The organism is Mixta intestinalis, from assembly GCF_009914055.1.
Classification (GTDB): domain Bacteria; phylum Pseudomonadota; class Gammaproteobacteria; order Enterobacterales; family Enterobacteriaceae; genus Mixta; species Mixta intestinalis.
In genome coordinates this window covers 4,071,960-4,097,191 of sequence record NZ_CP028271.1, presented here as the reverse complement: position 1 = coordinate 4,097,191, position 25,232 = coordinate 4,071,960, and the positions used below count along the sequence as shown (strand labels likewise).

Here is a 25,232-nt window from a genome sequence, read left to right as displayed (position 1 = left end):
GATGAAATGGCGGCCTGCGCCGCCTGGTATGAAAGATTAAAGCGGCTGCCCGGCACCAACCGGGCAGCCTCTTGTTACGCGCCCAGATAGGCGCTACGCACTGCCTCATTCGCCAACAGCGCATCGCCGCTATCTTCCAGCACCACGCGCCCGTTTTCCAGCACGTAGCCGCGATCGGCCAGCTTCAGCGCCTGGTTAGCGTTCTGCTCTACCAGAAAGATAGTCATGCCTTCCTGACGCAGCTGCTCGATAGTCTCGAAAATTTGCTGAATGATGATTGGTGCCAGACCAAGCGACGGCTCATCCAGCAGCAGCAGGCGCGGCTGGCTCATCAGCGCACGTCCAATAGCCAGCATTTGCTGCTCACCACCGGACATGGTACCGGCACGCTGTACCCGTCGCTCCAGCAGGCGCGGAAAAAGATGGTATACACGTTCGATACGCTGTTGGTATTGCTGGCGGCTGGCAAAGAAGCCGCCCATCGCCAGATTTTCCTCCACCGTCATACGTGAAAACACCCGCCGTCCCTCCGGCACAATGGCGATCGCCTCGCGCATGATACGCGCCGTTTGCCAGTCGGTGATCGCTTTACCGTCAAAGGTGACCGTTCCTTCGGACGCACGCGGTTCGCCGCACAGCGTGCCGAGCAGCGTGGTTTTTCCGGCACCGTTGGCACCAATCAGCGTAACGATTTCTCCCTGCTGAATATGCAGGCTGACCTGATGCAGAGCCTGAATCTTGCCGTAGTGCGCGCTGACGTTGCTGAGCGTTAAAATCGGCGTCGCCATATTATGCCTCCCCTAAATAGGCGCGGATCACATCCGGGTTGTTGCGTATCTCTTCCGGCGTGCCGTTTGCCAGCGGCGTTCCCTGATTAACCACGTAAATCCGATCGGAAATGCCCATCACCAGCTTCATATCATGCTCAATCAGCAATACCGACACCTTGTGCTCGCCGCGTAGCTCGGCAATCAGCGCATCCAGCTCGTGCGTCTCTTTCGGGTTAAGGCCCGCCGCAGGTTCATCCAGCATCAGGATTTCCGGGCGCGTCACCATACAGCGGGCGATCTCCAGCCGTCGCTGTTGTCCATAGGCCAGGTTACCCGCCTGACGGTTCGCCATTTCCAGCAGCCCGACGCGCTGTAGCCAGCCGGCGGCAAAATCGAGCGCCTCGCTTTCGCTGCGGCGGAAGGCTGGCGTTTTCAGCAGGCCGGAAAAAAGACCGCTTTTCAGATGCTGATGCTGCGCCACCAGCAGGTTTTCAATCACCGTCATTTCACGGAACAGGCGCACGTGCTGGAAAGTACGCACGATACCCATACGGGCAATCTGCTGACCCGGCAGCCCGGCAAGCTGGCGATCGCGCAGCATAATGGTGCCGCCGGTCGGCTTATAGAAACCGGTCAGACAGTTAAAGACGGTGGTTTTTCCCGCACCGTTCGGGCCAATCAGTGAAACGATCTCCTGCTGACGCAGCTCAAGCGCCACGTTATTCACCGCCAGCAGGCCGCCAAAGCGCATCATCAGGCCGTTCACGACCAGTAAGGGCTGATTCATGCCTGCTCCCCCGGTTGATTACGCTTCAGCTTCAGGTGCGGGCGCTGCATCGGCAGCAGCCCCTGTGGACGCCAGATCATCATCAGCACCATCAGCGCGCCCAGCACCAGCATGCTGTACTCGTTTAAATCACGCATCAGCTCGCGGGAAACCACCAGCAATATTGCCGCCAGAATGACCGCCAGCTGCGATCCCATACCGCCCAGTACCACAATCGCCAGCACAAACGCCGACTCAGCAAAGGTAAAAGATTCCGGGCTGATAAAGCCCTGACGTGCGGCGAACAGGCTACCGGCGAAACCGGCAAAGGCGGCGCTGATGGTAAAGGCGGTCAGCTTGATGCGCGTTGGGCTAAGTCCCAGCGAACGACAGGCGATTTCATCTTCGCGCAGCGCTTCCCAGGCGCGTCCCAGCGGCATACGCAGCAGCCGATTGATAACAAACAGCGTCAGCACCACCAGCAACAGCGCCACCAGATAGAGGAAAATAATGCGGTCGCTGGGGTCATACTTCAGGCCGAAAAAGTGATGAAAGGTGTCCCAGCCGCCGTCGCGCGGGCTGCGGTTAAACTCCAGACCAAAAAAGGTCGGTTTCGGGATCTGGCTGATACCGTTCGGACCGCCGGTAAAGGCCGTATTATTCAGCAGCAGAATACGCACGATCTCGCCGAAGCCGAGCGTCACAATAGCCAGATAGTCACCGCGCAGGCGCAATACCGGGAAGCCCAGCAGCAGGCCAAACAGTGCCGCGACCAGCCCCGCCAGCGGCAGGCACTGCCAGAAACCGAGGCCGTAGTAGTGATTCAGCAGCGCAAAGGTGTAGGCACCGATGGCATAGAAGCCGCCGTAGCCTAATACCAGCAGGCCGGACAACCCCACTACCACGTTCAGCCCCAGGCCAAGCATCACATAGATCAACGTCAGGGTAGCGATATCCACCGTGCCGCGTGAAACGATAAACGGCCAGATGACCGCCGCAGCGATAAACAGCAGCGCTAGCAGCTTCTGCTTTGCCGTGCTGCCGTCAAAGCTCGGCAGTACAAAGCCTTTCTTGCCGCTACGCTTCAGGCTGCGGGCAAACAGCGGGCGCAGTAGCTGAAAGATAAACACCACGGCGCAGCCGACGGCAATCCAGTTCCAGCGCACGCTGCCCGCGTTTTCTACCACCAGCCGCGTGCCGTCGAGGTTAAGCCGCAGCCCCATAAAGAACGCGGCCAGAATCAGCAGCATCAGCGCTGAAATAATGGCATTCACCAGATGGGCGGGCTTCATACTTTTTCTACCTCCGGGCGACCAAGAATGCCGGTAGGCATCACCAGCAGCACCACAATCAGCAATGCAAAAGAGACCACATCTTTATATTCGGTACTGAGATAGGCAGAGGTCAGCGCTTCGGCGATACCCAATACCAGGCCGCCCAGCATGGCACCGGGAATGCTACCGATGCCGCCCAACACCGCAGCGGTAAAGGCTTTCATACCCGCCATAAAGCCTATATAAGGATTGATCACGCCGTAAAACTGCCCCAGCAGTACGCCCGCCACCGCCGCCATTGCCGCGCCGATAACAAAGGTCAGCGAGATAACACGATCGGTATTAATCCCCAGCAGGCTGGCCATTTTCAGATCTTCAGCACAGGCGCGGCAGGCGCGGCCCATACGCGAGTAACGGATAAACAGCGTCAGCGCCAGCATGGCACAGAACGTTACCAGCCAAATCACCACCTGCATCGTACTGATGGTAGCGGCAAAGCCGTTGCTCTCCCCCAGCGTTAGCTGCCCGCTGACCAGGCCCGGCAGCGCCAGATCGCGCGAGCCCTGCGTCAGACTGACGTAGTTTTGCAGGAAAACGGACATGCCGATGGCGGAGATCAGCGCAATCAGGCGCTTTGATGAACGCACTGGCTTATAGGCGACGCGCTCAATGCTCCAGCCATAAGCGCTGGCAATCACGATGGCGGCGAGAAAACCCACGCCAATTAGCAGCCAGCTGGTATCAATACCGACCATCATCAACGCGGCAATCACGATAAAAGAGACATAGCTGCCGATCATATACACTTCGCCATGCGCGAAGTTAATCATGCCGATAATGCCGTACACCATGGTGTAGCCGATGGCGATCAGCGCGTAGGTGCTGCCTAAGGTCACGCCATTAAGCAACTGCTGTAGAAAATAGAGGAACTGCTCGGACATAATTTAAACCCCAACAAAGCTGAGCGGCATGGCCTACAGCGAGAAAACGTCCGTCTTTATCAAATGCAGGAGCGGCCTGGGGCCAGAAAACTCTGGCCCCGGACTGCTGAATAACGTGCGATCGGTAACGTCAGTTATTTCACTGCGGTGGAGGTGCCGTCGGCGTGCCATTTAAATACGCCGAACTCAAACCCTTTCAAATCGCCCTTCTGATCCCAGCTCAGGTTACCCATAACGGTTGGCACCGGCTGTCCTTCCTTGAGGTTTTTTACGATATCCGCCGGTTCTTCGCTCTTGCTGCGCGTGATACCGGCAGCCAGCGATTGCAGTGCCGCATAGGTGGTCCAGACGAACGGCCCGGTGGCGTCCAGCTTTTTCGCTTTGATAGCATCAACAATCGGCTGGTTAGCGGCAACCTGGTCATAGCGTTTTGGCAGTGTCACCAGCATGCCTTCGGAGGCCGCACCGGCGATATTGGAGAGCGAGGCGTTACCCACACCTTCCGGTCCCATAAACTGGGTCTTCAGGCCAGCCGCGCGAGCCTGACGCACGATCTGTCCCATCTCCGGGTAGTAGCCGCCAAAGTAAACAAAATCGATATTTTCTTTTTTCAGACGCGCCACCAGCGTGGAAAAATCCTTATCGCCAGCGGTGATACCTTCAAACAGGGCGACAGGCGCATTGGCTTTTTTCAGGCTCTCCTGCACCGAGCGAGCCAGGCCTTCGCCATACTGCTGCTTGTCGTGCACGATAGCGATACGCTGAGGTTTAATAACGTCGAGGATATATTTAGCGGCGGTTGGTCCCTGATCGGAATCGAGGCCGGTGGTGCGCATAATCAGCTGATAGCCGCGCGAAGTCAGATCGGCTGCGGTCGCCGCAGGCGTGATCATTAATATGCCTTCATCTTCATAAATATCAGACGCAGGCTGTGTGGAAGAGGAGCAGAGGTGACCAATAACGTAGCGGATACCTTCATTCACCACTTTGTTCGCTACCGCTACCGCCTGCTTGGGATCGCAGGCATCATCATATTTTACCGCCACCAGTTTGTTGCCGTTTACGCCGCCTTTGGCATTGATATCGGCGATGGCCTGCGTCGCGCCGGTGAACTGCATATCGCCATACTGCGCGACCGGGCCAGACATTGCGCCAACAATCGCCACTTTGATCTCTTCCGCCAGCGCTGCATGACTCATTGCCAAAGCCACACATCCTGCCAGCATTACGCGCCCTTTACTGATATTCATCCGACTTCCCCATCTGTTGTGTCTGTTGTGATTTGCTTATGTTTATTTTCGGTGGACTATTAAACAAAATTCTTTTGATGTGAATAAGTTAGCTTTAACACATATCTATTTTGTTAATAACACTTTATTTTTCAGTTCATTAAACAGGAGATTTATTCTGTAAATCAACTGAGGAAGGCAAAATCTAACGGTGATAACAGGACAATCCTCTGGCAGTTACGGTGGCTTTTTCCCCTCTCTGCCAGCGCGTTATGCTGGCAAGTGGCATAGTTATAATTGTTTACGTGGAATATGCAGGTGGCAAAAAACAGATCGCTTTGTTTTTGTACAGAACCGCTTACAGGTTCCTTTTGCCACAGCTTCGCTACAATATGCCTTTTACCAGGCGACGGGTTATCTCATGAAACTGACTATTATCAGGCTGCAAAAGCTCAGCGAGCAGGATTGTATCGATCTCGGCAAAATCTGGCCGGAGGTCATATGTAGCGAGCTGGAAAGGAAACTGGACGAAAACCATCGGCTCTACGCTGCGCGCTTTAACGATCGTCTGCTGGCCGCCGTTGAACTAACCATTCGCGGTACGCAGGGGAGACTGGAGAAGCTGGAAGTACGCGAGGTAACGCGTCGTCGCGGGGTGGGAAGCTATTTGCTGGAAGAGGTGATAGCACAAAATCCGTCGCTGACGCAGCTATGGATTGCCGATGACGGCAAGGCCGATCAGCAGATCATCGCCGCCTTTATGCAGGCCTGCGGCTTCCGTACGCAGGCAGACGGCTGGATTTATACCAGGGAATGAGGACACTGTAGCCAAAGGGGGAGCGGAAGGCGCGCGATAAAAACGCTGCAATGTGCGATCGCTACCTCCATAAGAGGCGGTTTAAGTTTCCCAACAAAAAGGGCGGCTCACTGGCCGCCCTCTGTTACGTTGACGCGTTATGCTTCTATCGCCAGCCGTAATTTTTTCATCGCGTTCTTTTCCAGCTGGCGCACACGCTCAGCGGAAACACCATATTGATCCGCCAGTTCTTGCAGCGTGGTTTTGTTCTCGTCGTCCAGCCAGCGCGCCCGAATAATATGCTGGCTACGCTCATCAAGGCCCTGCAAGGCATCGCTGAGTTTATCAGCCGCATGGTTTTCCCAGTTATCCTCTTCAATGCCATCAGCAAAGTCAGAGGTTTTATCCTGTAGATAAAGCACCGGTGCCATGCTTTTGCCTTCGCCTGACTCATCATCTGAGGTCAGGTCAAAAGTCATATCCTGCGCCGCCATGCGGGATTCCATTTCACGCACGTCTTTGCTGCTTACGCCCAGCTCGCGCGCCACCATCTCCACTTCATCCTGATTAAACCAGCCCAGACGCTGCTTGGTTTTACGCAGGTTAAAGAACAGTTTGCGCTGCGCTTTGGTAGTCGCGACTTTTACGATACGCCAGTTACGCAGCACGTATTCGTGAATTTCAGCTTTAATCCAGTGTACGGCGAAAGAGACCAGACGAACCCCAACTTCCGGGTTAAAGCGACGCACCGCCTTCATCAGGCCGATGTTGCCTTCCTGAATCAAATCCGCCTGCGGCAGGCCATAGCCCGCGTAGTTACGAGCGATATGAACAACAAAGCGGAGGTGAGACAGGATCAGCGTTTTAGCCGCATCCAGATCGCCCTGGTAATGCAGCCGTTCAGCCAGCGCTTTTTCCTCTTCCGCCGTCAGCATCGGCCAGGCATTGGCAGCCCGGATGTAGGACTCCAGATTACCAAGAGGAGCAATAGCTAAAGTGTGCATTTCTTTGGTCATTCAAACCCTCTCATAATTATCATTATTGCCGCACGATTTCCTTTTGCGCTATTCCTCAAAATACAGGAATCCGCCATGAAATCTCAAAGCAATCTGTGCTACTTCATTAGATAGCGAAGTTATCCACAAGTTCAATTTACAGCGTGAATATTTTATACACAAGATAGGACGTCAGACGATGCCGGAAAAGATAAAAGCGGGAAGCTTCCTCTGCGGCACAGACGTCATGCAGCAGAGGAAGATTATACCAAAAAAACGTTACTGTGGCGTAAAACGACGTAAATGTTGTACGGTAGCTAACCAGGCGGCAATCCAGCCAATCATCGCTGACAGCAGCAGTAGCAACAGGCTCTCATCCCATGACAGGCCGCTGATACGGAAGGTGGTACCAAAAACGCTGGCAACCTGCGCCACCACCGACTCAAGGCGTAATACCAGTACTTCCGACAGGATTAGCGACAGTACCGCGCCGCCCAGCCCCAGCAACGCACCGCCGTACAGGAAGGGGCGTAGAATAAAGCCATCGGTAGCGCCGATCAGTTTCTGTACGTTGATAGTATCGCGGCGGGCAAAAATGCTGAGCCGCACGCTATTGCCGATGACCAGAAACACCGCGACTACCATCAGAATGCCAATCAGCGTAGCTACCTGCCCTACCAGCCCGGTCAGCGCCGCCAGACGAGCAAACCAGCTATCGTCCATACGCACGTCATCAACGCCATCGACATGCTGCACACGTTCACGCAGCGTTTGCAGCGTCTTCTCATTCTGAAAATTCAGTTCAGGCGTAATGATTACCACCGCCGGTAATGGATTTTGCTCCAGCATATCCAGCGCGCCGCCAAAGCCGGACCAGTTACGAAACTCGCCCAGCGCCTCTTCACGTGACAGGTAATTGACCTTCGCCACGCCAGACTCTTTCTTCAGCGTTGCCACCACCTTTTCCGCCGCGGTGTCATCCAGCGTTTTCGACAGATAGAGCGTTAGCTGCGGCGTGGGATACCACTGCTCCGCCGCCTGGCTGACGTTTTTCCACACCATATAGCACACGCTCGGCAGCGTCAGTGAGATAGCGATAACCATCACCGTCAGCAGCGTAGCCAGCGGCTGACGCCACATATCGGAGAGCGTGCCGCGCCAGGCGTAGCGCCACTGCTCCTGCCAGCCGCCCTTCAGCGCCTTGCTTTTCGGCTGCTGCGGTTTCGCTTTTGACGCCGGTGCACGTTTATTACGCTTATTAGCCATGTTCGCCTCCGTGCAGTCTTCCCTGGCTGAGCCGCATCACGCGATAGTTACGGCGGGCGATCAGCCCCATATCGTGCGTTGCCATCAGAACGGTTACGCCGACGCGGTTAAACTCTTCAAACAGGCGCAAGATATCTTCCGACAGCGCCTCATCCAGGTTGCCGGTTGGTTCATCAGCCAGCAGCACCGCCGGTTTGTTTACCACCGCACGGGCGATACCGACACGCTGTTGCTCACCGCCTGACAGCTGAATGGGAAAACTTTTCGCTTTGTCGAGGAGGCCCACTTTATCCAGCGCGGCGGAAACGCGGCGACGAATATCTTCCCCGCTGGCACCCGCGATGATCAGCGGGATCGCCACGTTGTCATAGACTGTCCGATCCATCAGCAAGTGGTGATCCTGGAAGATCATCCCTATCTGACGACGCAGAAACGGCACCTCGCTATTTTTCAGTCGGCTGATATCGTGTCCGCTGAACCAAATATGGCCCGCGCTGGGGCGTTCAATGCCGCAAATCAGCTTCAACAGGGTACTTTTCCCTGCGCCGGAATGACCGGTCAGAAACGCCATTTCACCGGGTTGCAGATGAAAATCTACCCCCTGTAGCGCTTGCCGACCGCCGAGATAAGCCTTACTGACCTCTTCAAAGCGAATCATCCTGGTTAATCCTCTCGGGCAAACAATGCCTCAATAAAATCTTCGGCCTTAAATGGCCGTAAATCATCGATGCCTTCTCCGACACCGATAAAGCGAATCGGGATACTAAACTGGTCCGCCACTGAGAAGATCACACCGCCTTTTGCCGTACCATCCAGCTTAGTCAACGTAATCCCGGTCAGGCCTACCGCTTCGTGGAACAGTTTAGTCTGGCTGACAGCGTTCTGGCCGGTGCTGGCATCGATGGTCAGCATCACCTCATGCGGCGCATTCTCATCGAGCTTTTTCATCACGCGGACGATTTTCTTCAGCTCTTCCATCAGATGCGCTTTATTTTGCAGACGTCCGGCGGTATCAGCGATCAACACATCCACGCCACGCGCTTTGGCGGCCTGAATCGCATCGAAAATCACCGAAGCGGAATCGGCACCGGTATGCTGGGCGACAACCGGAATATGGTTACGCTCGCCCCATACCTGCAACTGCTCAACCGCGGCGGCACGGAAGGTGTCACCCGCTGCCAGCATGACCGATTTACCCTGCGCCTGATACTGACGCGCCAGCTTACCGATGGTGGTAGTTTTCCCGACGCCGTTCACGCCAACCATCAGGATGACAAACGGCGTTTTACCATCAACCTCCAGCGGCGCATCAACCTGATGCAGAATACTGGCCATTTCCGCTTTCAGCAGGCCATACAATGCTTCAGCATCACGTAGCTGTTTGCGGTTCGCCTGTTGAGTCAGGCTGTTGATAATGCGCTGTGTGGTTTCAACACCCACATCGGCAATCAGCAGCTGCTCTTCCAGCTCTTCAAACAGTTCATCGTCGATCTTTTTACCGCGGAACAGGCTGACAAAGCCGGAGCCAAGATTCTGGCGCGTTTTTACCAGACTGCGCTTCAGGCGAGCAAAGAAACCCTCTTTGGTCGGGCGTTCCTGCTCAACGGGCGCAGCGACTGGCGTTACCGCTTCTTCTGGCGCTTCTTCCGCTAACGCCAGCGCGGTCAGCTCATCATCAGAAAGCGGCGCTTCTTCTTCCAGCACGGCATCTGGCTGATGCGTATCGGAAAGCGCGACGGCAACGGCAACTTCAGCAGCGATAACCGCATCTTTCTCATCAGCTTTAGCTGACTCGCTCTCTTCTTCAACCGGCGCTATGGCTTCCGCTGGCGCAATCTCTTCCGGCAGAATTTCTTCTTCAACCGGCGCTACGGCTTCCGCTGGCGCACTCTCTTCCGGCAGAATTTCTTCTTCAATCGGCGTGGAACGCGCTTCTTCCTGACGCGCCACCTCTTCCGTTGTCGCAACAATCTCTTCAGCAAGCTGCCCGGCGGATACCGGCGTCGCGGTGGACGCATCGCTTTCCGCAGCGGCTTCCGTTTGCTCCGTTAACGTCTCTTTTTGTTCTTCTGGCTGCGCAGGCGTTTCTTCACGACCGAACCCCAGCCAGGAAAAAAAGCCACGCTTTTTCTCTTTTGCCATTGTGTGACTACACTCCTCGATGGCTTTCATCCGGGCATCTGTCGCGCCGGGCTGAAAAAATAACCTGATAAAGAATTCATTAGTCTAACACTTTCCAGCCAGCGCAACACCAGCACCCTTTTTAACGTTTCCTCAACCGCTTTCGCCCGTTAAACTACGCAACAAATTATGACGAGTTGTGAGCAGCATGAATAAAAAACCCCGCAGCGCCGCCGGTCAAATCCGCATTATCGGCGGCCAGTGGCGTGGACGAAAACTGCCGGTGCCGGACAGTGCCGGACTACGTCCAACGACCGATCGCGTTCGTGAAACGTTATTTAACTGGCTGGCACCTGAAATCCAGCAGGCGCGCTGTCTCGACTGCTTCGCTGGCAGCGGTGCGCTCGGCCTTGAGGCGCTCTCGCGCTACGCCGCATCAGCGACCATGCTGGAACTGGAAAAACCTGTTGCGCAGCAGTTAATGCGGAATCTGCAAACCCTGAAAGCCAGCAATGCGCAGGTAATTCAGACCAACACTCTGAACTGGCTGGCGCAGCAGGGCGATGCTTATCAGATAGTGTTTATCGATCCGCCCTTTCGTAAGGGCCTGTTGGATGAAACGCTACGCCTGCTGGAGAGCAACGGCTGGCTGGCTGACGACGCGCTGATTTATGTCGAAAGCGAAGTAGAAAACGGCACGCCGCCGGTACCGGTTAACTGGCAGCTACACCGCGAAAAAGTGGCGGGCCAGGTGGCATACCGTTTATATCGCCGCACAGGCACAGCACAGGAGCAGAAAGATGTGGCTTAATCTGGGGCGTTTGATGATGGTGTTCGTATGGGCCTTTCTGTTACTGAATCTGGTACAGCCTTTTCCGAAACCGCTGAAATATTTTGTCGATGTTGCGCTGATCTTTATGGTGATTATGCACGGCCTGCAGCTGGTACTGCTACGGGCGACGCAGCCGAAGGATAGCGCGAAGCTGAGCCGCCTCACGCAGATTAAGATCTTTTTCTTCGGCGTCTTTGAACTGCTGGCCTGGCAGAAAAAGCACTATCCAAAACAGTAACGCCTTAAGGTTTTTGCGGCGTAAAAGAGATAAAGCGGGTGCCCTGCACCTTCAGCTCGCCTTTTACGCCTTTATCCATCTGCTGCCAGGCGGCCGGCGACACTTTTAGTGTGATCTCTGCGGCACCGTTAAGCGGCTGAAACCGCGCCTCATAGCGCATCTCTTCTCCGGCAATCACCTCGCGCTGGCGTGAACGCCGATCCGATACCGGCATGTCGCGCTTATCTTTAACCTCTACCGTCAGCGAGCGCACCGGCGACGCGTCGTTTTGCGCCGTCTCGCGTCGCTGCTTAATAAACTGACGTGAGGCCAGCACAGCAATAATGGCTAACACAATTAAAAAAATTAGTGGGGGCTTACTCATTCTGCCAACAGGCTCCGTTTCCGCTCTTTTCCTGTGCACCAAGGATACAACCAGCATGCTGCCGTTGTCACATTGCCCTCCGCTAACCTAAACTCAGTGCAGGATTGCTAATAAAATAGCGGTGTTAGTTAACGCGGTGGCTGTGCTGCAAATACTGGCAACGCCCCTTTTCCAAAAAGGACAACTCCATGATTTGGTCGTTTCTTGCAGTACTTTTTTCCGGCTGGCTGTATGTCGATGCGACTTATCGCGGCCCGCAGTGGCAACGCTGGCTGTTTAAGCCCGTTACCCTGCTGTTGCTGCTGGCGTGGGCCTGGCAGGCACCGACGCTGAATCCCAGCGACTATCTCATCCTGCTGGGACTGCTGGCGACGATGGCGGGCGATGTGCTGACGCTGCTGCCGCGCCAGCGCATGATGTATGCCCTCGGCGCGTTCTTCCTGGCCCATCTGCTTTACACCATCGATTTCGCCAGCCATATGACGATGAGTTTTTTCTGGCCCATTCCATTAACCATGCTGATTATTGGCATCGTCTGGATAGCGATTATCTGGTCGCGGCTGGAGGAGTTGCGCTGGCCGGTCTGCACCTTTATCGGTATGACGCTGGTTATGAACTGGCTGGCCGCCGAGCTCTATTACTTCCGCCCAACCGACTACAGCTTCTCACTGGTTGTGGGTGCAACGCTGCTGACGCTGGCGAATCTGGTCTGGTTTATCAGCCACTTCCGCAAGCGTTTTACGGCGGATAATGCAATTGTCGCCGCCTGCTATTTTGCCGGGCATTTTATGATTGCCCGCTCGCTCTGGCTCTTTTAAGGCTCAGGCCACGCCCTTGCGCAGCAGATAGCGGTAGGGCTTTTCATCGATCGCCTGTGCCACCAGCGTGTGCTCCATAAAACGGCAGAAGCCGGGAATATCGCGCGTGGTGGCCGGATCGTCAGCAATAATCAGTAACGTTTCCCCTTCCTGCATGTGGCGCACCGCTTTGCGCACCATCATCACCGGCTCAGGACAGCGCAGGCCCAGCGCATCCAGGGTTTGATCGGGATTGGCAAATAGATCGCTCATAATTGTCTCAACGGCAGCGGTTCAGGGACTCTATTTTACCCCTGACGGTCAATGGCGCAAGCTGCCCCCCGCCAGGTTAACGTTTGCGTGAAAACTAACCGTTGCAAACAGAGGATAACGCGGTAAGATGCGCCCGCGATAAGACTTTTACCCCAATTATCGTGACAAAAAGCTTTGCTGCCCGCTAACCGTTAGCGCTTAAGCCAGGCTCTGAATAAAGACTGGGTTCCCTCACCCCAACGTAAAAAAGGTACATTATGATCGCTTTGACGCCGCGCCAGCGGAAGCATGCGCTTATCTGGCTCTCTTTGTTTCACCTGCTGATCATCACCTCCAGCAACTATCTGGTACAGCTCCCGATTACTCTGTTTGGTTTCCATACCACCTGGGGCGCTTTTAGCTTTCCGTTTATCTTTCTGGCAACCGATCTCACCGTCCGTATTTTTGGTGCTCCGCTGGCCCGCCGCATTATTTTGGCGGTGATGATGCCCGCGCTGATTATTTCTTACATCATCTCCGCGCTGTTTTATAACGGTGCGTGGCAGGGAATTGAGGCGTTACAACAGCTGAACCTGTTTGTCGCACGCATCGCCTGCGCCAGCTTTATGGCTTACGCGCTGGGTCAGATTCTGGATGTGCATGTCTTTAACCGCCTGCGCCAGCTGCCACAATGGTGGATCGCGCCCGGCTGCGCCATGTTTTTAGGCAATATCAGCGATACGCTGGCCTTTTTCTTTATCGCCTTTTATAAGAGTCCCGATGCGTTTATGGCCCAGCACTGGGTTGAGATCGCGCTGGTAGACTACAGTTTCAAGGTTCTGATCTGCATGATTTTCTTCCTGCCTGCTTACGGCGTACTGCTGAATGCGGCACTGAAGCGTCTGGCAGAGCGTTCACAGCAGCCCGACTATCATTTCAGCTAAACGGCAATAGCGACAATGCGCCAGCGCGTCTAAGATCGTGACTTACGATTGGTTGCTTTTACGCGCTGATTCAGTTTGTATTTGAGTTCTGTATGGTCAGGCAAATAGAGAAAAGGGAACCTGATGCGTCAACTTACGAAATATCTTGGAATAGGTTTACTGGTGGTCGGTCTTGCCGCCTGCGATCAACAATCCGATAAAGCCGCGGCGGATGATAATGGCACCAGCGCCAGTACTTCAGTGCAGACGGTAACCTTAATGGATGGCAAGCTCAGCTTTAATCTGCCTGCGGGTATGTCTGATAAGAGCGGCAAGGTTGGCACCCAGGCGAACAATATGCATGTCTACGCCGATGAAAGCGGGCAGCGCGCGATTATTGTTATTGAAGGTGATGATACGGATGAAGGGCTGGACGTGCTGTCTCAGCGCCTGGAACGGCAGCAGCGCAACCGCGATCCACAGCTACAGGTGGTGACTAACAAGGCAATTACGCTGAAAGGTCAACCAGCACAGCAGCTGGATACGGTCATCTCTGCCAATAATCAGTCCGCGTGGTCTTCGGTAGTGCTGGCTAAGGCAGAAAAAAAACTGGTGACGCTACAAATTACGCTGCCAGCGGATAACCAACAGCAGGCACAAACCGCCGCTGAGAACATCATTAACAGCATTACGCTGAAATAAGCGCCTCGTTTTCGACAGTAATAACGCCGCCAGTCATGGCGGCGTCAGCCTTTAACAAAGGCGCTCGTCTTAGCTCAAAAGCAGACGCAAAAATCGACATTCCTGCCTGCCGAACCCTCTTCTGTCAGGTCAGCGGTTTAAATTCCAGCCGTTTCACGAATATATTTGCGTGCTTTTACCGCATATTCAAAGGGATTTGCCAGCGCCGGATCCTGTTCAGCTTCAACCACCATCCAGCCGCGATAGCCCGCCTCGTCCAACAGTTTAAATACCGGTTTAAAATCGATCACGCCGTCGCCAGGTACGGTAAAAGTGCCGCGTTTTACGCCATCCAGGAAAGAGAGTTTTTGCTGACGCACGGTAGCCACCACCTCATCACGCACATCTTTCAGATGAACGTGGTTGATGCGCGGCAGATATTTTTCCAGCACCGCCAGCATCGCCTGTTGACTGTTCTCTGAATAATAGATGTGACCGGTATCGTACAGCAGGTAGACATCATCGTTGGTCAGGGTCATAAAGCGGTCAATTTCCGCAGGCGTCTGGATGCCGGTGCCCATATGATGATGCAGACAAACCTGCATACCTTTCTGCGCCGCAATTTTCGCCAGTTCGTTATAGCCTTCTGCCGTTAAACGCCACTCTTCATCGGTAAAGATCGGTTTCCGATCGAAAATTGCCAGCGAGGTGCCCTGAATACTCTTGCTCTGCTCAGAACAGCCAATCACCTTTGCGCCCATAGCATGCAGGAAGTTCATATGATTGACGAACTCATCGATGGTTTTGGCCTTTTCGCCGTTGGCGAAGAAAGTGCTAAACCAGGCGTTGCAGATCTGGATGCCGCGAATTTCCAGCATTGGCTTCAATACTGCCGGATCGCGCGGATACTTGCTGCCTACTTCACTCCCGCTGAAGCCCGCCAGCGCCATTTCGCTTACGGTCTGCTGAAAGGTGTTTTCCTTGCCCAGATCGGGCATATCGTCGTTGGTCCAGCCTATCGGCGCAATCGCCAGCTTCACGTAATCTTTATTCATGGTGAACTCTCTGTTCAGTACGGCGGCAGCGCGCCGCCATGCGCAAAGGCTCCAGCCAGCGGAGCCAGCCCTTTTATTTTCCCAGCAGCTCGCGTTCGATCATTTCGCGCGTCTCTACCGCCTGATACTTCATTTTTTCCGGGTAGCCAAACAGCGCCGAGGCAATAATCGCATCGCCACCCACTTTGTAAGTGCGGTTAGCAAAATCCATTTCACGCAGGGTCTTAAACAGGGTGGTGAAATCCACTTCCCCTTCTCCAACGCCGACATGCTGATGAACAGCGGCATCTACGCCCGGTGGATTGACGATATAGCGGCAGTGTTTGGTATGATTCATGGTATCGGCGATCAGCACGTGCGACAGATCCTCGCCCACGTACTCCAGCATGCTTTTCACATCGCCTTTGCCTTTGTCATAAAAGAAGGTGTGCGGCACGCTATAGACATATTTCACGTTTTCACTGCGGAAAGACTTCACGATATCGGCGGTTTCGTTATTCAGTTCGCAGAAATCCCAGGGATGAGACTGAATTTCGATGCGAATCCCCTCACGCTCTACGATCGGCAGCAGCTCCTCCATTGAACGGTAGAACATCTCCTCGCAGATCTCCGGCTCGTTCGGGTTACCGGAAAGCTCGGTGTTAATGACCTGCACACCCATTTCCACCGCAATTTCAATCATGCGTTTCCAGTTCTTCACCGCTGCCTGGCGGCGTAGCTCATCCGGGCCTGACCAGCGGTAAACCACGATAAAGGAGGAAATTTCCACGCCGGTTGCTTTCAGCGCGTTTTTATACTCCGTCATGATCTCCCGGCCAGCTTTCGGGTGCTTATAGAAGGGGTTAATCTGCGGGTGCGGCGACTGTTCAATGTACTTATAGCCCCAGTCAGCGACCTGATGAACCATCTTCGTGATGCCTAAATCTCTGATGACATCCACATCGAAAGCGATCTTCATAACGTTCTCCCTGATTGCTCAGTGCAAGGTGCGCGCTCCTCCCGCCTGCACGGGAGGAGGACGGGAATTAAGCTTTATCGTAGAAAGCCGGACGCGGCGGCAGCTCAACCTGCTCAATCGCGCCGCTGTTCTGCGCTTTCAGGCAGGCATCGGCAGCAACCGAAGCGGCATAGCCATCCCAGGCTGACGGGCCGGTCAGCGAGCCTTTGCTTACGTCATTGATAAAGGCCTGTAGCTCAACGTCATACGCATCGATAAAGCGATCTTTCCAGTCGGTAAGGATGGAGGTAGAAAGCTGCGCGCTGCGGCGCATCTGCACCGCTGAAGGTTCCGGCAGCCTGGCTACCCCTTCCTCACCAACGACTTCACACTGGATGTCATAGCCGTAGGCACAGTTAACAAAGATTTCCACATCAATGCGGATACCCTTCTGCGTTTCAAACAGTACGATCTGCGGATCTTTCAGGCGGGAATGGCTTTTCGACGTGACGCGCGGGAACACCACCTGTACGGTTTTATAATCGTCATTGGTCAGCCAGCGCAGCACGTCCAGCTCATGGATCAGGGTACTGGTGATAGCCATATCGGTGGTATAGCTTTCCGGTACTGCCGGGTTACGATGCGCGCAGTGCAGCATCAGCGGCTCACCGATAGTGCCATCGGTAATGACTTTTTTCAGCGCACGATAGCCGGTATCGTAAGGGCGCATAAAACCGACCTGAACCAGACGCTTACCAAATTTTATTTCCGCATCGACTACGCGGCGGCAGCCTGCTGCCGTCATCGCCAGCGGTTTTTCACAAAATACCGGTTTGCCTGCGGCGATCGCCGCCAGGGTGTACTCTTCATGCGTCGGGTCCCACGAGGTGATCAGCAACGCATCAACGTCAGATGACTTAATCACGTCGTGACCATCGGCATATACTTCTGCCTGCAAGCCCAGGCGCGACAGCGCGGCTCTTGCGCCTTCAACGTTAATATCGGAAACCGCCACAACGGTGGCGCCCTGTAATACTTTAGTGCAGCGACGAATATGTTCCTGCCCGATTGCGCCGGTGCCGATAACGCCAAGTTTCAGAGTCATAATATGTCTCCAGAATTCAGGGTAAGCGCGAACCCGCCAGCACTGCTGACGATGCCCGCTGTCAGGGTAGATGCTTAGATAAAAAATTTAATAATCAGTACTTTCTTGCCCGATCGACATGCTCTTTCAGCATTTTGGCGACGGCATTGATGCGTTCAGAGGTCGAAACCTGAGCGCCACCAACGTGCCACCAGCTGAAATATTTGTGCACCATAGTTTTTGGCAGCACTTTTACATCGATCAGAGTAGATACGGTCTCTTTGCGTGCGGCTTCCAGCGCCTGGCTTAACTCTTCCAGCGTGGTAACACGCCAGGTCTTGCAGCCGTAGCCTGCGGCAATCGCGGCGAAATCAACCGGAATAAAGCCGCCGTCCAGCTTGCCGCTTTCTCCATTGCGGAAACGGAATTCGGTGGTGAAGCTATCCATGCCGTGCTCCAGCTGCAGGTTATTGATGCAGCCGTTGGTCATGTTGTCGAACAGCACGACATTGATCCTGGCGCCTTCCTGGATAGAGGTGATGAGCTCAGAGTGCAGCATCATAAAAGAACCATCGCCGAGCAGTGCATAGACTTCCCGCTGCGGTTCGGCCAGCTTAACGCCAAGCGCGGCGTTGATTTCATAGCCCATGCAGGAGTAGCCATACTCAACGTGATAGCCGCCTGCGGCTTTTGTACGCCAGACGCGCTGTAAATCGCCCGGCAGGCTACCGGCAGCGGCGACGATAATGGCATCCTGCGGCAGCTGTTCGTTTAGCGTACCCAGTACGCTACTTTGCGTCAGAAAGGAGCCGGTCAGCCGATTAAACTCGGCAAACAACGCTTCGCGATCGATACTGTCATCGATTTCTGGTACAAAATTTTCTTCGCTCCAGGCCGCCTGATAAACGCGCTGCGTTTCTTTTAACAGCTTGCTCTGTGCCTGCTCAATTTGCTCGCCCCACTCGCTGTGGAACGTCCGATCTGCCAGGCCTTCGCTCAGGGCGTTCAGCGCTTCGCGCGCATCGGCTACTACCTGAACACCATCCAGCTTGTAAGCATCAAAGCTGCTGACGTTAATATTGAGAAAGCTGACTTCCGGATGCTGGAATATCCATTTCGACGCGGTAGTGAAATCGGTGTAGCGCGTGCCGACGCCAATCACCAGATCGGCCTCTTTCGCCAGCAGGTTAGCGGCCAGACAGCCGGTTTCACCGACGCCGCCAACGTTGAGCGGATGATCGGAAACCAGTGCGCCTTTGCCCGCCTGGGTTTCGGCAAAAGGAATCTGAAAGCGTTCGGCAAACTGTCGCAGCGCCTCAGCAGCCCCGGAATATTTCACTCCGCCGCCACAGATGATAAGCGGCTTGCGTTTACGCACCAGCAGCGCCAGCGCATCCTGTAACTGCGTCTCGGTGGGCAAACGGCGATCCAGACGATGCACGCGTTTCTGGAAGAAATAATCCGGGAAGTCCCACGCCTCCCCCTGCACATCCTGCGGCAGCGACAGCGTTACCGCGCCGGTTTCTGCCGGATCGGTCAGCACGCGCATTGCGCTAATACAGGCGGTCATCAGCTGTTCCGGGCGGTTTATACGATCCCAATATTTACTGACGGCGCGAAACGCATCGTTCGTGCTCAGGCTAAGATCGTGACTCTGTTCAATCTGCTGTAATACCGGATCGGGCTGACGCGTAGCAAAGACGTCGCCCGGCAGCAGTAGTAAGGGAATGCGGTTAGCCGTTGCGGTAGCGGCGGCGGTAATCATATTCGCCGCGCCGGGGCCGACCGAGGAAGTACAGGCGATGATCTCACGACGCAGCTTCTGCTTAGCGTAGCCGATGGCGGCATGTGCCATTCCCTGCTCATTACGTCCCTGATGCACAACCAGATCGCCGCTATCCTGTTCCAGCGCCTGGCCAAGCCCCAGCACGTTACCGTGACCGAAAATAGCGAAGATGCCTTTAACAAATTTCGTTTCAACCCCATCAACGGACAGGTACTGATTATCGAGAAACTTCACCAGCGCCTGCGCCGTGGTTAATCTGATCGTGCCCATTTGTTCATCCTTTACCCGTGGCGTTCCGCTAAAACAGAGCGCACCGCAATCGCCTATGTCGGCGGACAGAGAAGAGCCTTTGCCGACGGTCAGTAAGTGAAACGTGAGGCGATTATAAACAAATAATTTTTTCATAAAACACGATTACAGAAGAAACATTTCATTTTGCGAGAGAGATCAAATAATCGGTTTAACCAGCGTGGAAAGCGGCCTGGCCGCCGGAAGAAGTGGAACAGCGGCGTGGAGAATCGATAAAAACAAATATTCTATTTCATTTTGATTGACGGGCTAACTTCTTCAAAAAGCATAGCAAAAGGTGCCTTCTGTAGTGAGTGCTCTGGTAATCCCCCTGACCCAATCATCGCTAAAAAAGAAATGAGAGTTTTACCCCCCTCACAATTTTGGGTTATTAGTTTCACTCTAAGTTGTTTTTGGAATATTTATTCCTCATACTGCCAACACAGTTGATCCGGTGCGATCGGTTTATCGGGATCTACCCGGAAGATCTCTGGAGACGCTCGACAGTGTCTGCTTATCACAGAAGGAAACAACAGGTATGAGTACACAACAGAAGCGGCTTGATGTGATTTGTATCGGCCGTATTGCCGTTGATCTCTATGGTCAGCAAATCGGTGCGCGTCTGGAAGATACCAGCACCTTTGCCAAATATCTTGGCGGCTCTTCCGGCAATGTCGCTTACGGCACCGCCATTCAGGGACTAAAATCTGCCATGCTGGCACGCGTTGGGGATGAGCATAACGGTCGCTTTCTGCGTGAAGAGCTACAGCGCGTCGGCGTCGATACCCAGTGCCTGATTACCGATAAAAAACGTCTGACGGGCCTGGTGATTCTTGGTATTAAAGATGAAGATACTTTCCCGCTGATCTTCTACCGCGACAACTGCGCGGATATGGGCCTGACGCCGCAGGATATCGACGAAGATTATATCGCTTCGGCCCGTGCGGTGGCGGTCACCGGAACCCACCTCTCTCATCCCGATACGCGCGCGGCGGTACTGAAAGCGTTGGAAATCGCACGTCGCCACGGGCTGCGCACCGCGCTGGATATTGACTACCGTCCGGTGTTGTGGGGCCTGACTTCATTGGGCGACGGCGAAACCCGTTTTATCGAATCCGATCGGGTGACGCAGCAGTTACAGGAAGTGCTGCACTATTTCGACCTGATTGTCGGCACGGAAGAAGAATTCCATATTGCAGGCGGCAGCACCGATACGCTAAGAGCCTTAAAAAGCGTACGCAAGGCAACCAAAGCGACGTTGGTATGCAAACGCGGCCCGTTAGGTTGCGTGGTGTTTGAAGGCGATATCCCGGACAGCTGGGATAAAACCGAGCTGCAAAGCGGCGTGCGCGTCGATGTACTGAATGTGCTTGGCGCTGGCGATGCCTTTATGTCCGGCCTGCTGCGCGGCTGGCTCAATGATGAAGGTTGGCGACAGGCCTGTCGTTACGCCAATGCCTGCGGCGCGCTGGTGGTATCGCGTCACGGCTGCGCTCCGGCGATGCCAACCAAAGCGGAGCTGGATGACTACCTGAGCCGCGATCGCGAAGTACCTCGTCCCGATCGCGACGAGCGGCTTAATCATCTGCATCGCGTGACCACGCGTAAAAAAAGCTGGCGTGAGCTGTGCGTTTTTGCTTTCGACCATCGCAAGCAACTGTTTGATATGGCACAGGAAGCTGGGGCTGACGTTGCCCGCATACCTCAACTGAAAACGCTGCTGCTCCAGGCGGCGGAAGCGGCGGCAAACGAAGCCGGGCTGGTGAACAACAGCGGAATCCTGGCCGACACTACCTACGGTCAGCAAGCGCTGAACGCCATTACTGGCAAAGGCTGGTGGATTGGGCGTCCCATTGAGATGCCCGGCTCACGCCCACTGCGCCTTGAGCATGGCAATATCGGCTCGCAGCTGATCGACTGGCCGCAGGAACATGTGGTGAAATGCCTGGTCTTCTACCACCCACACGACAGCGCGGAACTACGCCAGCAACAGGATGATCTGATCCTCGACGTCTGGCGCGGCTGTAATAAATCCGGGCATGAACTGCTGTTGGAAATCATCCTGCCGGAGGAAAATCCCGATCGTCAGGAATGTTATTACATTGATATCATTAAGCATTTTTACCATCTCGGCGTCCAGCCTGACTGGTGGAAGCTGCCGCCGCTATCGCTGCAAAGCTGGCAGACTATCGGCTCGGTAATTGAGCAACACGATCCCTGGTGTCGCGGCATACTGCTGTTAGGCCTTGATGCACCGGAAGAGAAGCTGAAAGCGGGTTTCCGCGATGCAGCACAGGCACCGTGGGTAAAAGGCTTCGCCGTTGGGCGCACCATCTTTGGTCAGCCATCACGCCAGTGGCTACAGGGTGAATTAAGCGATGACGCGTTGATTCAACAGGTTAAAAATAACTACCTGACGCTGATTAGCTACTGGCGTGAAGCTCGCCCGGTACAGCAGGCCAGCTAGCGCTTTTCCCACTCAAAACGCCGCCGATACCAACGTACCGGCGGCGTTGTCATCTTTTCAGTACGAATTAACTTTATTGTTCCTCATAGTTCTTCTTTTTTTAGCTGGAAAGAAACGGATTAAACACCACGTTTTGTGAGGTAATTCATGTTGCTATGAAATAAACTCTGCTAACAGGGGTTTCAAATGAAATTTTCCATTCATCTGATAGAATATCGCTTAGCAAAATGCCAATCATTTTTAGCAGGCCGAAGTAATGACAACTAATAACCCTACACAGCTTTCTTTACTCCAGGATGACATTCGTCGTCGCTACGATACGCTCAGCAAGCGTCTGAAGCAGGTCGCACGCTATATTCTTGATAACAGTAATAGCATCGCCTTTGATACCGTAGCCTCGATTGCTCAACAGGCTGATGTGCCGCCCTCTACGCTGATCCGTTTCTCAAATGCCTTTGGCTTCAGCGGCTTCAATGAAATGAAACAGGTCTTTCGTCAGCATCTGATGGAAGAAACGGTAAATTATACCGAGCGTGCACGTCTGTTCCGCCAAACCGCAACGGATGAAGCGGCAGCCTCGCCTGAAAACCCCGCCGAAATTCTCAACGTATTCACGATGGTGAATTCTCAGGCTTTGCAGCAGCTGGCGATGCAAACCAATCCAGAACAGCTGAACAAAGCGGTAGAGCTGCTCAGCCAGGCAGAAAATATCTACGTAATCGGCCTGCGCCGCTCTTTCAGCGTTGCCTCCTATCTCACTTACGCTCTGCGCCATCTGGAACGACGTGCTTTCCTGATAGACGGGCTGGGCGGTATGTTCACCGAGCAGCTCAGCATGGTGAATCCGAAAGATGTAGTGATCGCCATTAGCTACTCGCCCTACGCCCGCGAAGGGGTCGAACTGGTTGAAATGGGCGCACGACGCGGGGCACGACAGATTGCGATTACGGACAGCCAGGTTAGCCCACTGGCCGCCTTCAGCGACGTCTGCTTTGTGGTGCGCGAAGCTCAGGTTGATGGCTTTCGCTCCCAGGTTGCCTCGCTGTGCCTGGCGCAAACGCTGGCGGTTTCACTGGCGCTGAATAACGCCAAAGAGTAAAGCGGCACGTTGCACCAGCATTACTTTCGCAACCCAGCTTACGGCGAAGTCACGCTAATCAAAGTAAACACGCTAACCAGAGTAAAAAAGGCAGCCAGCGCTGCCTTTTCTCTGAGCGCCGGGGGGCAAAACGCTATTTATTCCCGGCAGCAGGATGGCTGTCGCTGTTTATCCAGGCATGATCCTTTTCCCAGGTAAATTTCCACTTACGCACCGGTCCCGCCATCACGTTGAGGTAGTAATTGTTGTAACCCGCAATAGTCGCAACCGGATGATAGCCGCGCGGCACCATTACCACGTCATGGTTATAAGGTGCCATGCACTCATCCAGCGAACGATCGTCCGTATAGACCCGCTGCATCGCAAACCCCTGCTCCGGCTGGAAGCGATGGTAGTAAGTCTCTTCCAGATAGGTTTCATCCGGTGAATCTTCCCGATCGTGCTTATGGCTGGGATAAGAGCTGGTGTCACCTTCGTCGGTATACACTTCAACCACCAGCAGACTATCGGCTGGCTTATCATCCGGCAGGATATTATGCACCAGACGCTGGTTACGCCCTTTGCCACGCCGCTCTACGCCGACATCCTGTGGCGCAATCAGTCGCGCCGGTAAGTCGCCGTTTCCTGGCGCGCGGCATACCGCCAGCTCCAGCGCAGAATCAGCGACGACTTCAACGCGATCGTGATGCGGAACATAGACGGAGAAAGGCGGCGTTCGCTCAAAAGGCGACTGGCGCTTGCCGATACCAGGGAACGCTGCATGGCGGGTTTTCACCGAGGCCAGACCGCTTACCAGCACCAGACAGAGTTCTTTATCCGCGCTATCCAGCGTCAGGGTCTGCCCTTTTTGCAACAGGTAGACTTCAAAACCAACAAAACGCCAGCCAGCGCTTTCCGGTGTAATATGCTGGATCTGCCCGTTCGCGGCGGGCTGCTGACGTTTAGCAAGCAAAGACATCCGCTTCTCCTTTCATAAATGAGCCACCGACACGGACACTTCAATGCGCATCCCTTGTATTAACAGGCCTGCCGTACCTGAACGTAAATCCGTATCTGATTTAATATTTCCACCCTATTACATTGAAATTAATTTTTCAAATATCCCGTTTTGGAAAAATCGTTTTTAGCGGGGCTGCTCGCAAATTTTTGTGTCGATTTCAGCACTGTTACAACGCGATAAATGGCGCCAAACGCTGTAACCTCGCCTGAAAGCTGCGTGACCTGCTGCGCTGTTTTCGCTACTTTCAGGCACAGCTAATTGCTTAAAAATGAAATTTTTGCGAGGCAGATCGAAAAACTTAAATTTCACCATTCCGTAATTATGAAATAAATGTTCTCTTTATGCCAGCTGCCGAACGCAACGATGCGGTCGGTTCAATTGATATCTTTGCAGGAGCACATCATGGCCATTGATTCCACCCGTTTCTGTATTAACCGTAAAATCGCCCCCAACCTCGACATCGAAACCTTTTTCAAGCTGGTACAGCGCCTGGGCCTGAATAAGGTGGAGCTGCGTAACGACATGCCCAGCGGCAAAGTCACCGACGATCTGAGCCATGAGCAGGTCAAGGCACTGGCGAAGCGTTACGGCATGGAAATTATTACTATCAATGCGGTTTATCCCTTTAACCGTATGGATGACGAACTGCTGAGCCGGGCGGAAGGGCTGATGAAAGAGGCACAGGCGATCGGCGCACGTGCGTTGGTGCTCTGCCCGCTCAACGATGGTCAGCCGATCTCCGCTGATAAAACCATCGCAGCACTACAGAAACTGGCTCCGCTGTTTAAACGCTACGGCATTGAAGGTCTGGTGGAGCCGCTGGGCTTCCCGCAAAGTTCGCTGCGCTCTGCGGTACAGACGCAGGCGCTGTTGCGCGATGCGCAGGTGCCTTTCAAGGTACTGATTGATACTTTCCATCACCATCTGTATGAAAAAGCCGAACAGGAGTTCCCCAACGGAATTGATATCAACGGGATTGGTCTGGTGCATCTCTCTGGCGTCGAAGATACGCGTCCGAAAGCGCAGCTCACTGATGAAGAGCGCATCATGCTCAGCGAGAAAGATGTACTGGAAAGCGTGGCGCAGGTTCGTCGCCTGGAGAAAATGGGCTATCGCGGTATCTACGCGTTTGAACCTTTCTCATCGGAGCTGGCGAACTGGAGCGAAGCGGATATCGAACGCGAAATCCATCGCAGTATTCAACTGCTACAGGCGTAGCCGACAGCAGCCTCAGGTGTTATCTGTGTTTGTGTCATTGCTTTTTCTGGCCC

At 54.2% G+C, this 25,232-nt stretch carries 25 protein-coding genes; 9 read left to right on the top strand and 16 right to left on the bottom strand.

The features are described 5' to 3' along the window. Nucleotides 1-74 precede the first annotated feature (74 nt). The 5 genes from livF to C7M51_RS18920 form a co-directional block, all read right to left on the bottom strand. A complete protein-coding gene (livF, locus tag C7M51_RS18940; RefSeq protein WP_160623085.1) occupies nucleotides 75-788 on the bottom strand; it encodes a high-affinity branched-chain amino acid ABC transporter ATP-binding protein LivF in 714 nt (237 codons plus the stop codon). Between the two features lies 1 nt (nucleotide 789). Then, the gene (gene livG / locus C7M51_RS18935; protein WP_160623084.1) at nucleotides 790-1,557 is read right to left on the bottom strand and encodes a high-affinity branched-chain amino acid ABC transporter ATP-binding protein LivG; all 768 of its coding nucleotides are present in this window, start codon (nucleotides 1,555-1,557) and stop codon (nucleotides 790-792) included. Further along, the gene (locus tag C7M51_RS18930) at nucleotides 1,554-2,828 is read right to left on the bottom strand and encodes a high-affinity branched-chain amino acid ABC transporter permease LivM (protein WP_160623083.1); all 1,275 of its coding nucleotides are present in this window, start codon (nucleotides 2,826-2,828) and stop codon (nucleotides 1,554-1,556) included. The genes livG and C7M51_RS18930 overlap by 4 nt, the downstream gene beginning before the upstream one ends. Beyond that, nucleotides 2,825-3,751 carry a high-affinity branched-chain amino acid ABC transporter permease LivH gene (gene livH, locus C7M51_RS18925; RefSeq protein ID WP_160623082.1) on the bottom strand — a complete coding sequence of 309 codons (927 nt, stop codon included), beginning with the start codon at nucleotides 3,749-3,751 and terminating at the stop codon, nucleotides 2,825-2,827. Before livH ends, C7M51_RS18930 begins: the two co-directional genes overlap by 4 nt. A 134-nt stretch (nucleotides 3,752-3,885) precedes the next feature. After that, nucleotides 3,886-5,001 (bottom strand): branched-chain amino acid ABC transporter substrate-binding protein, encoded by a 1,116-nt coding sequence (locus C7M51_RS18920; protein WP_160623081.1) that lies wholly within the window; start codon nucleotides 4,999-5,001, stop codon nucleotides 3,886-3,888. A 400-nt stretch (nucleotides 5,002-5,401) separates the two neighbouring features. Between C7M51_RS18920 and panM the strand changes: the two genes are divergently transcribed. Next, nucleotides 5,402-5,797, top strand: a complete 396-nt coding sequence (panM, locus tag C7M51_RS18915; RefSeq protein WP_160623080.1) for an aspartate 1-decarboxylase autocleavage activator PanM — start codon at nucleotides 5,402-5,404, stop codon at nucleotides 5,795-5,797. Nucleotides 5,798-5,934: 137 nt separating this feature from the next. Here panM and rpoH read toward each other — a convergent pair whose 3' ends face one another. From rpoH to ftsY, 4 genes are all read right to left on the bottom strand, one after another. Continuing rightward, nucleotides 5,935-6,792 carry an RNA polymerase sigma factor RpoH gene (rpoH, locus tag C7M51_RS18910; protein WP_160623079.1) on the bottom strand — a complete coding sequence of 286 codons (858 nt, stop codon included), beginning with the start codon at nucleotides 6,790-6,792 and terminating at the stop codon, nucleotides 5,935-5,937. A 258-nt stretch (nucleotides 6,793-7,050) separates the two neighbouring features. Then, complete coding sequence (ftsX, locus tag C7M51_RS18905; RefSeq protein ID WP_160623078.1) at nucleotides 7,051-8,037, bottom strand: permease-like cell division protein FtsX; 987 nt, start codon at nucleotides 8,035-8,037, stop codon at nucleotides 7,051-7,053. Beyond that, nucleotides 8,030-8,695 carry a cell division ATP-binding protein FtsE gene (ftsE, locus tag C7M51_RS18900; RefSeq protein WP_160623077.1) on the bottom strand — a complete coding sequence of 222 codons (666 nt, stop codon included), beginning with the start codon at nucleotides 8,693-8,695 and terminating at the stop codon, nucleotides 8,030-8,032. The genes ftsX and ftsE overlap by 8 nt, the downstream gene beginning before the upstream one ends. A gap of 5 nt (nucleotides 8,696-8,700) precedes the next feature. Next, nucleotides 8,701-10,179, bottom strand: coding sequence for a signal recognition particle-docking protein FtsY (gene ftsY / locus C7M51_RS18895; RefSeq protein WP_160623076.1), 1,479 nt, complete (start codon nucleotides 10,177-10,179; stop codon nucleotides 8,701-8,703). Nucleotides 10,180-10,366: 187 nt separating this feature from the next. On the opposite strand from ftsY, the gene rsmD reads away from it, so the two are divergent. Both rsmD and C7M51_RS18885 read left to right on the top strand, forming a co-directional pair. Continuing rightward, nucleotides 10,367-10,969: a 16S rRNA (guanine(966)-N(2))-methyltransferase gene (gene rsmD, locus C7M51_RS18890; protein WP_160623075.1), complete on the top strand. Its 603-nt coding sequence runs from the start codon at nucleotides 10,367-10,369 to the stop codon at nucleotides 10,967-10,969. Next, nucleotides 10,959-11,228, top strand: a complete 270-nt coding sequence (locus C7M51_RS18885; RefSeq protein ID WP_160623074.1) for a DUF1145 family protein — start codon at nucleotides 10,959-10,961, stop codon at nucleotides 11,226-11,228. Before rsmD ends, C7M51_RS18885 begins: the two co-directional genes overlap by 11 nt. 4 nt (nucleotides 11,229-11,232) lie before the next feature. Here C7M51_RS18885 and C7M51_RS18880 read toward each other — a convergent pair whose 3' ends face one another. Beyond that, nucleotides 11,233-11,592: a DUF2500 domain-containing protein gene (locus C7M51_RS18880; protein WP_160623073.1), complete on the bottom strand. Its 360-nt coding sequence runs from the start codon at nucleotides 11,590-11,592 to the stop codon at nucleotides 11,233-11,235. 188 nt (nucleotides 11,593-11,780) lie between these two features. Here C7M51_RS18880 and C7M51_RS18875 point away from each other — a divergent pair, with 188 nt between their 5' ends. Further along, nucleotides 11,781-12,410 carry a lysoplasmalogenase gene (locus C7M51_RS18875; protein ID WP_160623072.1) on the top strand — a complete coding sequence of 210 codons (630 nt, stop codon included), beginning with the start codon at nucleotides 11,781-11,783 and terminating at the stop codon, nucleotides 12,408-12,410. Nucleotides 12,411-12,413: 3 nt separating this feature from the next. Here the strand turns inward: C7M51_RS18875 and tusA are convergent, their stop codons facing one another. Then, the gene (tusA, locus tag C7M51_RS18870) at nucleotides 12,414-12,662 is read right to left on the bottom strand and encodes a sulfurtransferase TusA (RefSeq protein WP_160623071.1); all 249 of its coding nucleotides are present in this window, start codon (nucleotides 12,660-12,662) and stop codon (nucleotides 12,414-12,416) included. A gap of 257 nt (nucleotides 12,663-12,919) precedes the next feature. On the opposite strand from tusA, the gene C7M51_RS18865 reads away from it, so the two are divergent. Together C7M51_RS18865 and C7M51_RS18860 are read left to right on the top strand one after the other, a co-directional pair. Then, nucleotides 12,920-13,585, top strand: a complete 666-nt coding sequence (locus C7M51_RS18865; protein WP_160623070.1) for a 7-cyano-7-deazaguanine/7-aminomethyl-7-deazaguanine transporter — start codon at nucleotides 12,920-12,922, stop codon at nucleotides 13,583-13,585. A gap of 123 nt (nucleotides 13,586-13,708) precedes the next feature. Next, nucleotides 13,709-14,266, top strand: a complete 558-nt coding sequence (locus C7M51_RS18860; protein WP_160623069.1) for a DcrB family lipoprotein — start codon at nucleotides 13,709-13,711, stop codon at nucleotides 14,264-14,266. Between the two features lie 137 nt (nucleotides 14,267-14,403). Here C7M51_RS18860 and iolE read toward each other — a convergent pair whose 3' ends face one another. The 4 genes from iolE to iolD all read right to left on the bottom strand — a co-directional run bounded on the left by iolE (nucleotide 14,404) and on the right by iolD (nucleotide 19,377). Then, entirely contained in the window at nucleotides 14,404-15,300 is an 897-nt protein-coding gene (gene iolE / locus C7M51_RS18855) for a myo-inosose-2 dehydratase (RefSeq protein ID WP_160623068.1), read from the bottom strand. Nucleotides 15,301-15,373: 73 nt separating this feature from the next. Next, the gene (locus tag C7M51_RS18850; RefSeq protein ID WP_141176357.1) at nucleotides 15,374-16,258 is read right to left on the bottom strand and encodes a sugar phosphate isomerase/epimerase family protein; all 885 of its coding nucleotides are present in this window, start codon (nucleotides 16,256-16,258) and stop codon (nucleotides 15,374-15,376) included. Between the two features lie 67 nt (nucleotides 16,259-16,325). Then, nucleotides 16,326-17,342: a bifunctional inositol 2-dehydrogenase/D-chiro-inositol 1-dehydrogenase gene (gene iolG, locus C7M51_RS18845; RefSeq protein ID WP_160623067.1), complete on the bottom strand. Its 1,017-nt coding sequence runs from the start codon at nucleotides 17,340-17,342 to the stop codon at nucleotides 16,326-16,328. Between the two features lie 94 nt (nucleotides 17,343-17,436). Beyond that, nucleotides 17,437-19,377, bottom strand: coding sequence for a 3D-(3,5/4)-trihydroxycyclohexane-1,2-dione acylhydrolase (decyclizing) (iolD, locus tag C7M51_RS18840; protein ID WP_160623066.1), 1,941 nt, complete (start codon nucleotides 19,375-19,377; stop codon nucleotides 17,437-17,439). 556 nt (nucleotides 19,378-19,933) lie between these two features. On the opposite strand from iolD, the gene C7M51_RS18835 reads away from it, so the two are divergent. Together C7M51_RS18835 and C7M51_RS18830 are read left to right on the top strand one after the other, a co-directional pair. Further along, a complete protein-coding gene (locus tag C7M51_RS18835) occupies nucleotides 19,934-21,862 on the top strand; it encodes a bifunctional 5-dehydro-2-deoxygluconokinase/5-dehydro-2-deoxyphosphogluconate aldolase (RefSeq protein WP_160623065.1) in 1,929 nt (642 codons plus the stop codon). 256 nt (nucleotides 21,863-22,118) lie between these two features. Continuing rightward, nucleotides 22,119-22,961 carry a MurR/RpiR family transcriptional regulator gene (locus C7M51_RS18830; protein WP_160623064.1) on the top strand — a complete coding sequence of 281 codons (843 nt, stop codon included), beginning with the start codon at nucleotides 22,119-22,121 and terminating at the stop codon, nucleotides 22,959-22,961. Between the two features lie 133 nt (nucleotides 22,962-23,094). Here C7M51_RS18830 and iolB read toward each other — a convergent pair whose 3' ends face one another. Next, entirely contained in the window at nucleotides 23,095-23,919 is an 825-nt protein-coding gene (gene iolB / locus C7M51_RS18825) for a 5-deoxy-glucuronate isomerase (protein WP_160623063.1), read from the bottom strand. A gap of 444 nt (nucleotides 23,920-24,363) precedes the next feature. Here iolB and C7M51_RS18820 point away from each other — a divergent pair, with 444 nt between their 5' ends. Next, entirely contained in the window at nucleotides 24,364-25,179 is an 816-nt protein-coding gene (locus tag C7M51_RS18820) for a TIM barrel protein (protein WP_160623062.1), read from the top strand. Nucleotides 25,180-25,232 lie beyond the last annotated feature (53 nt).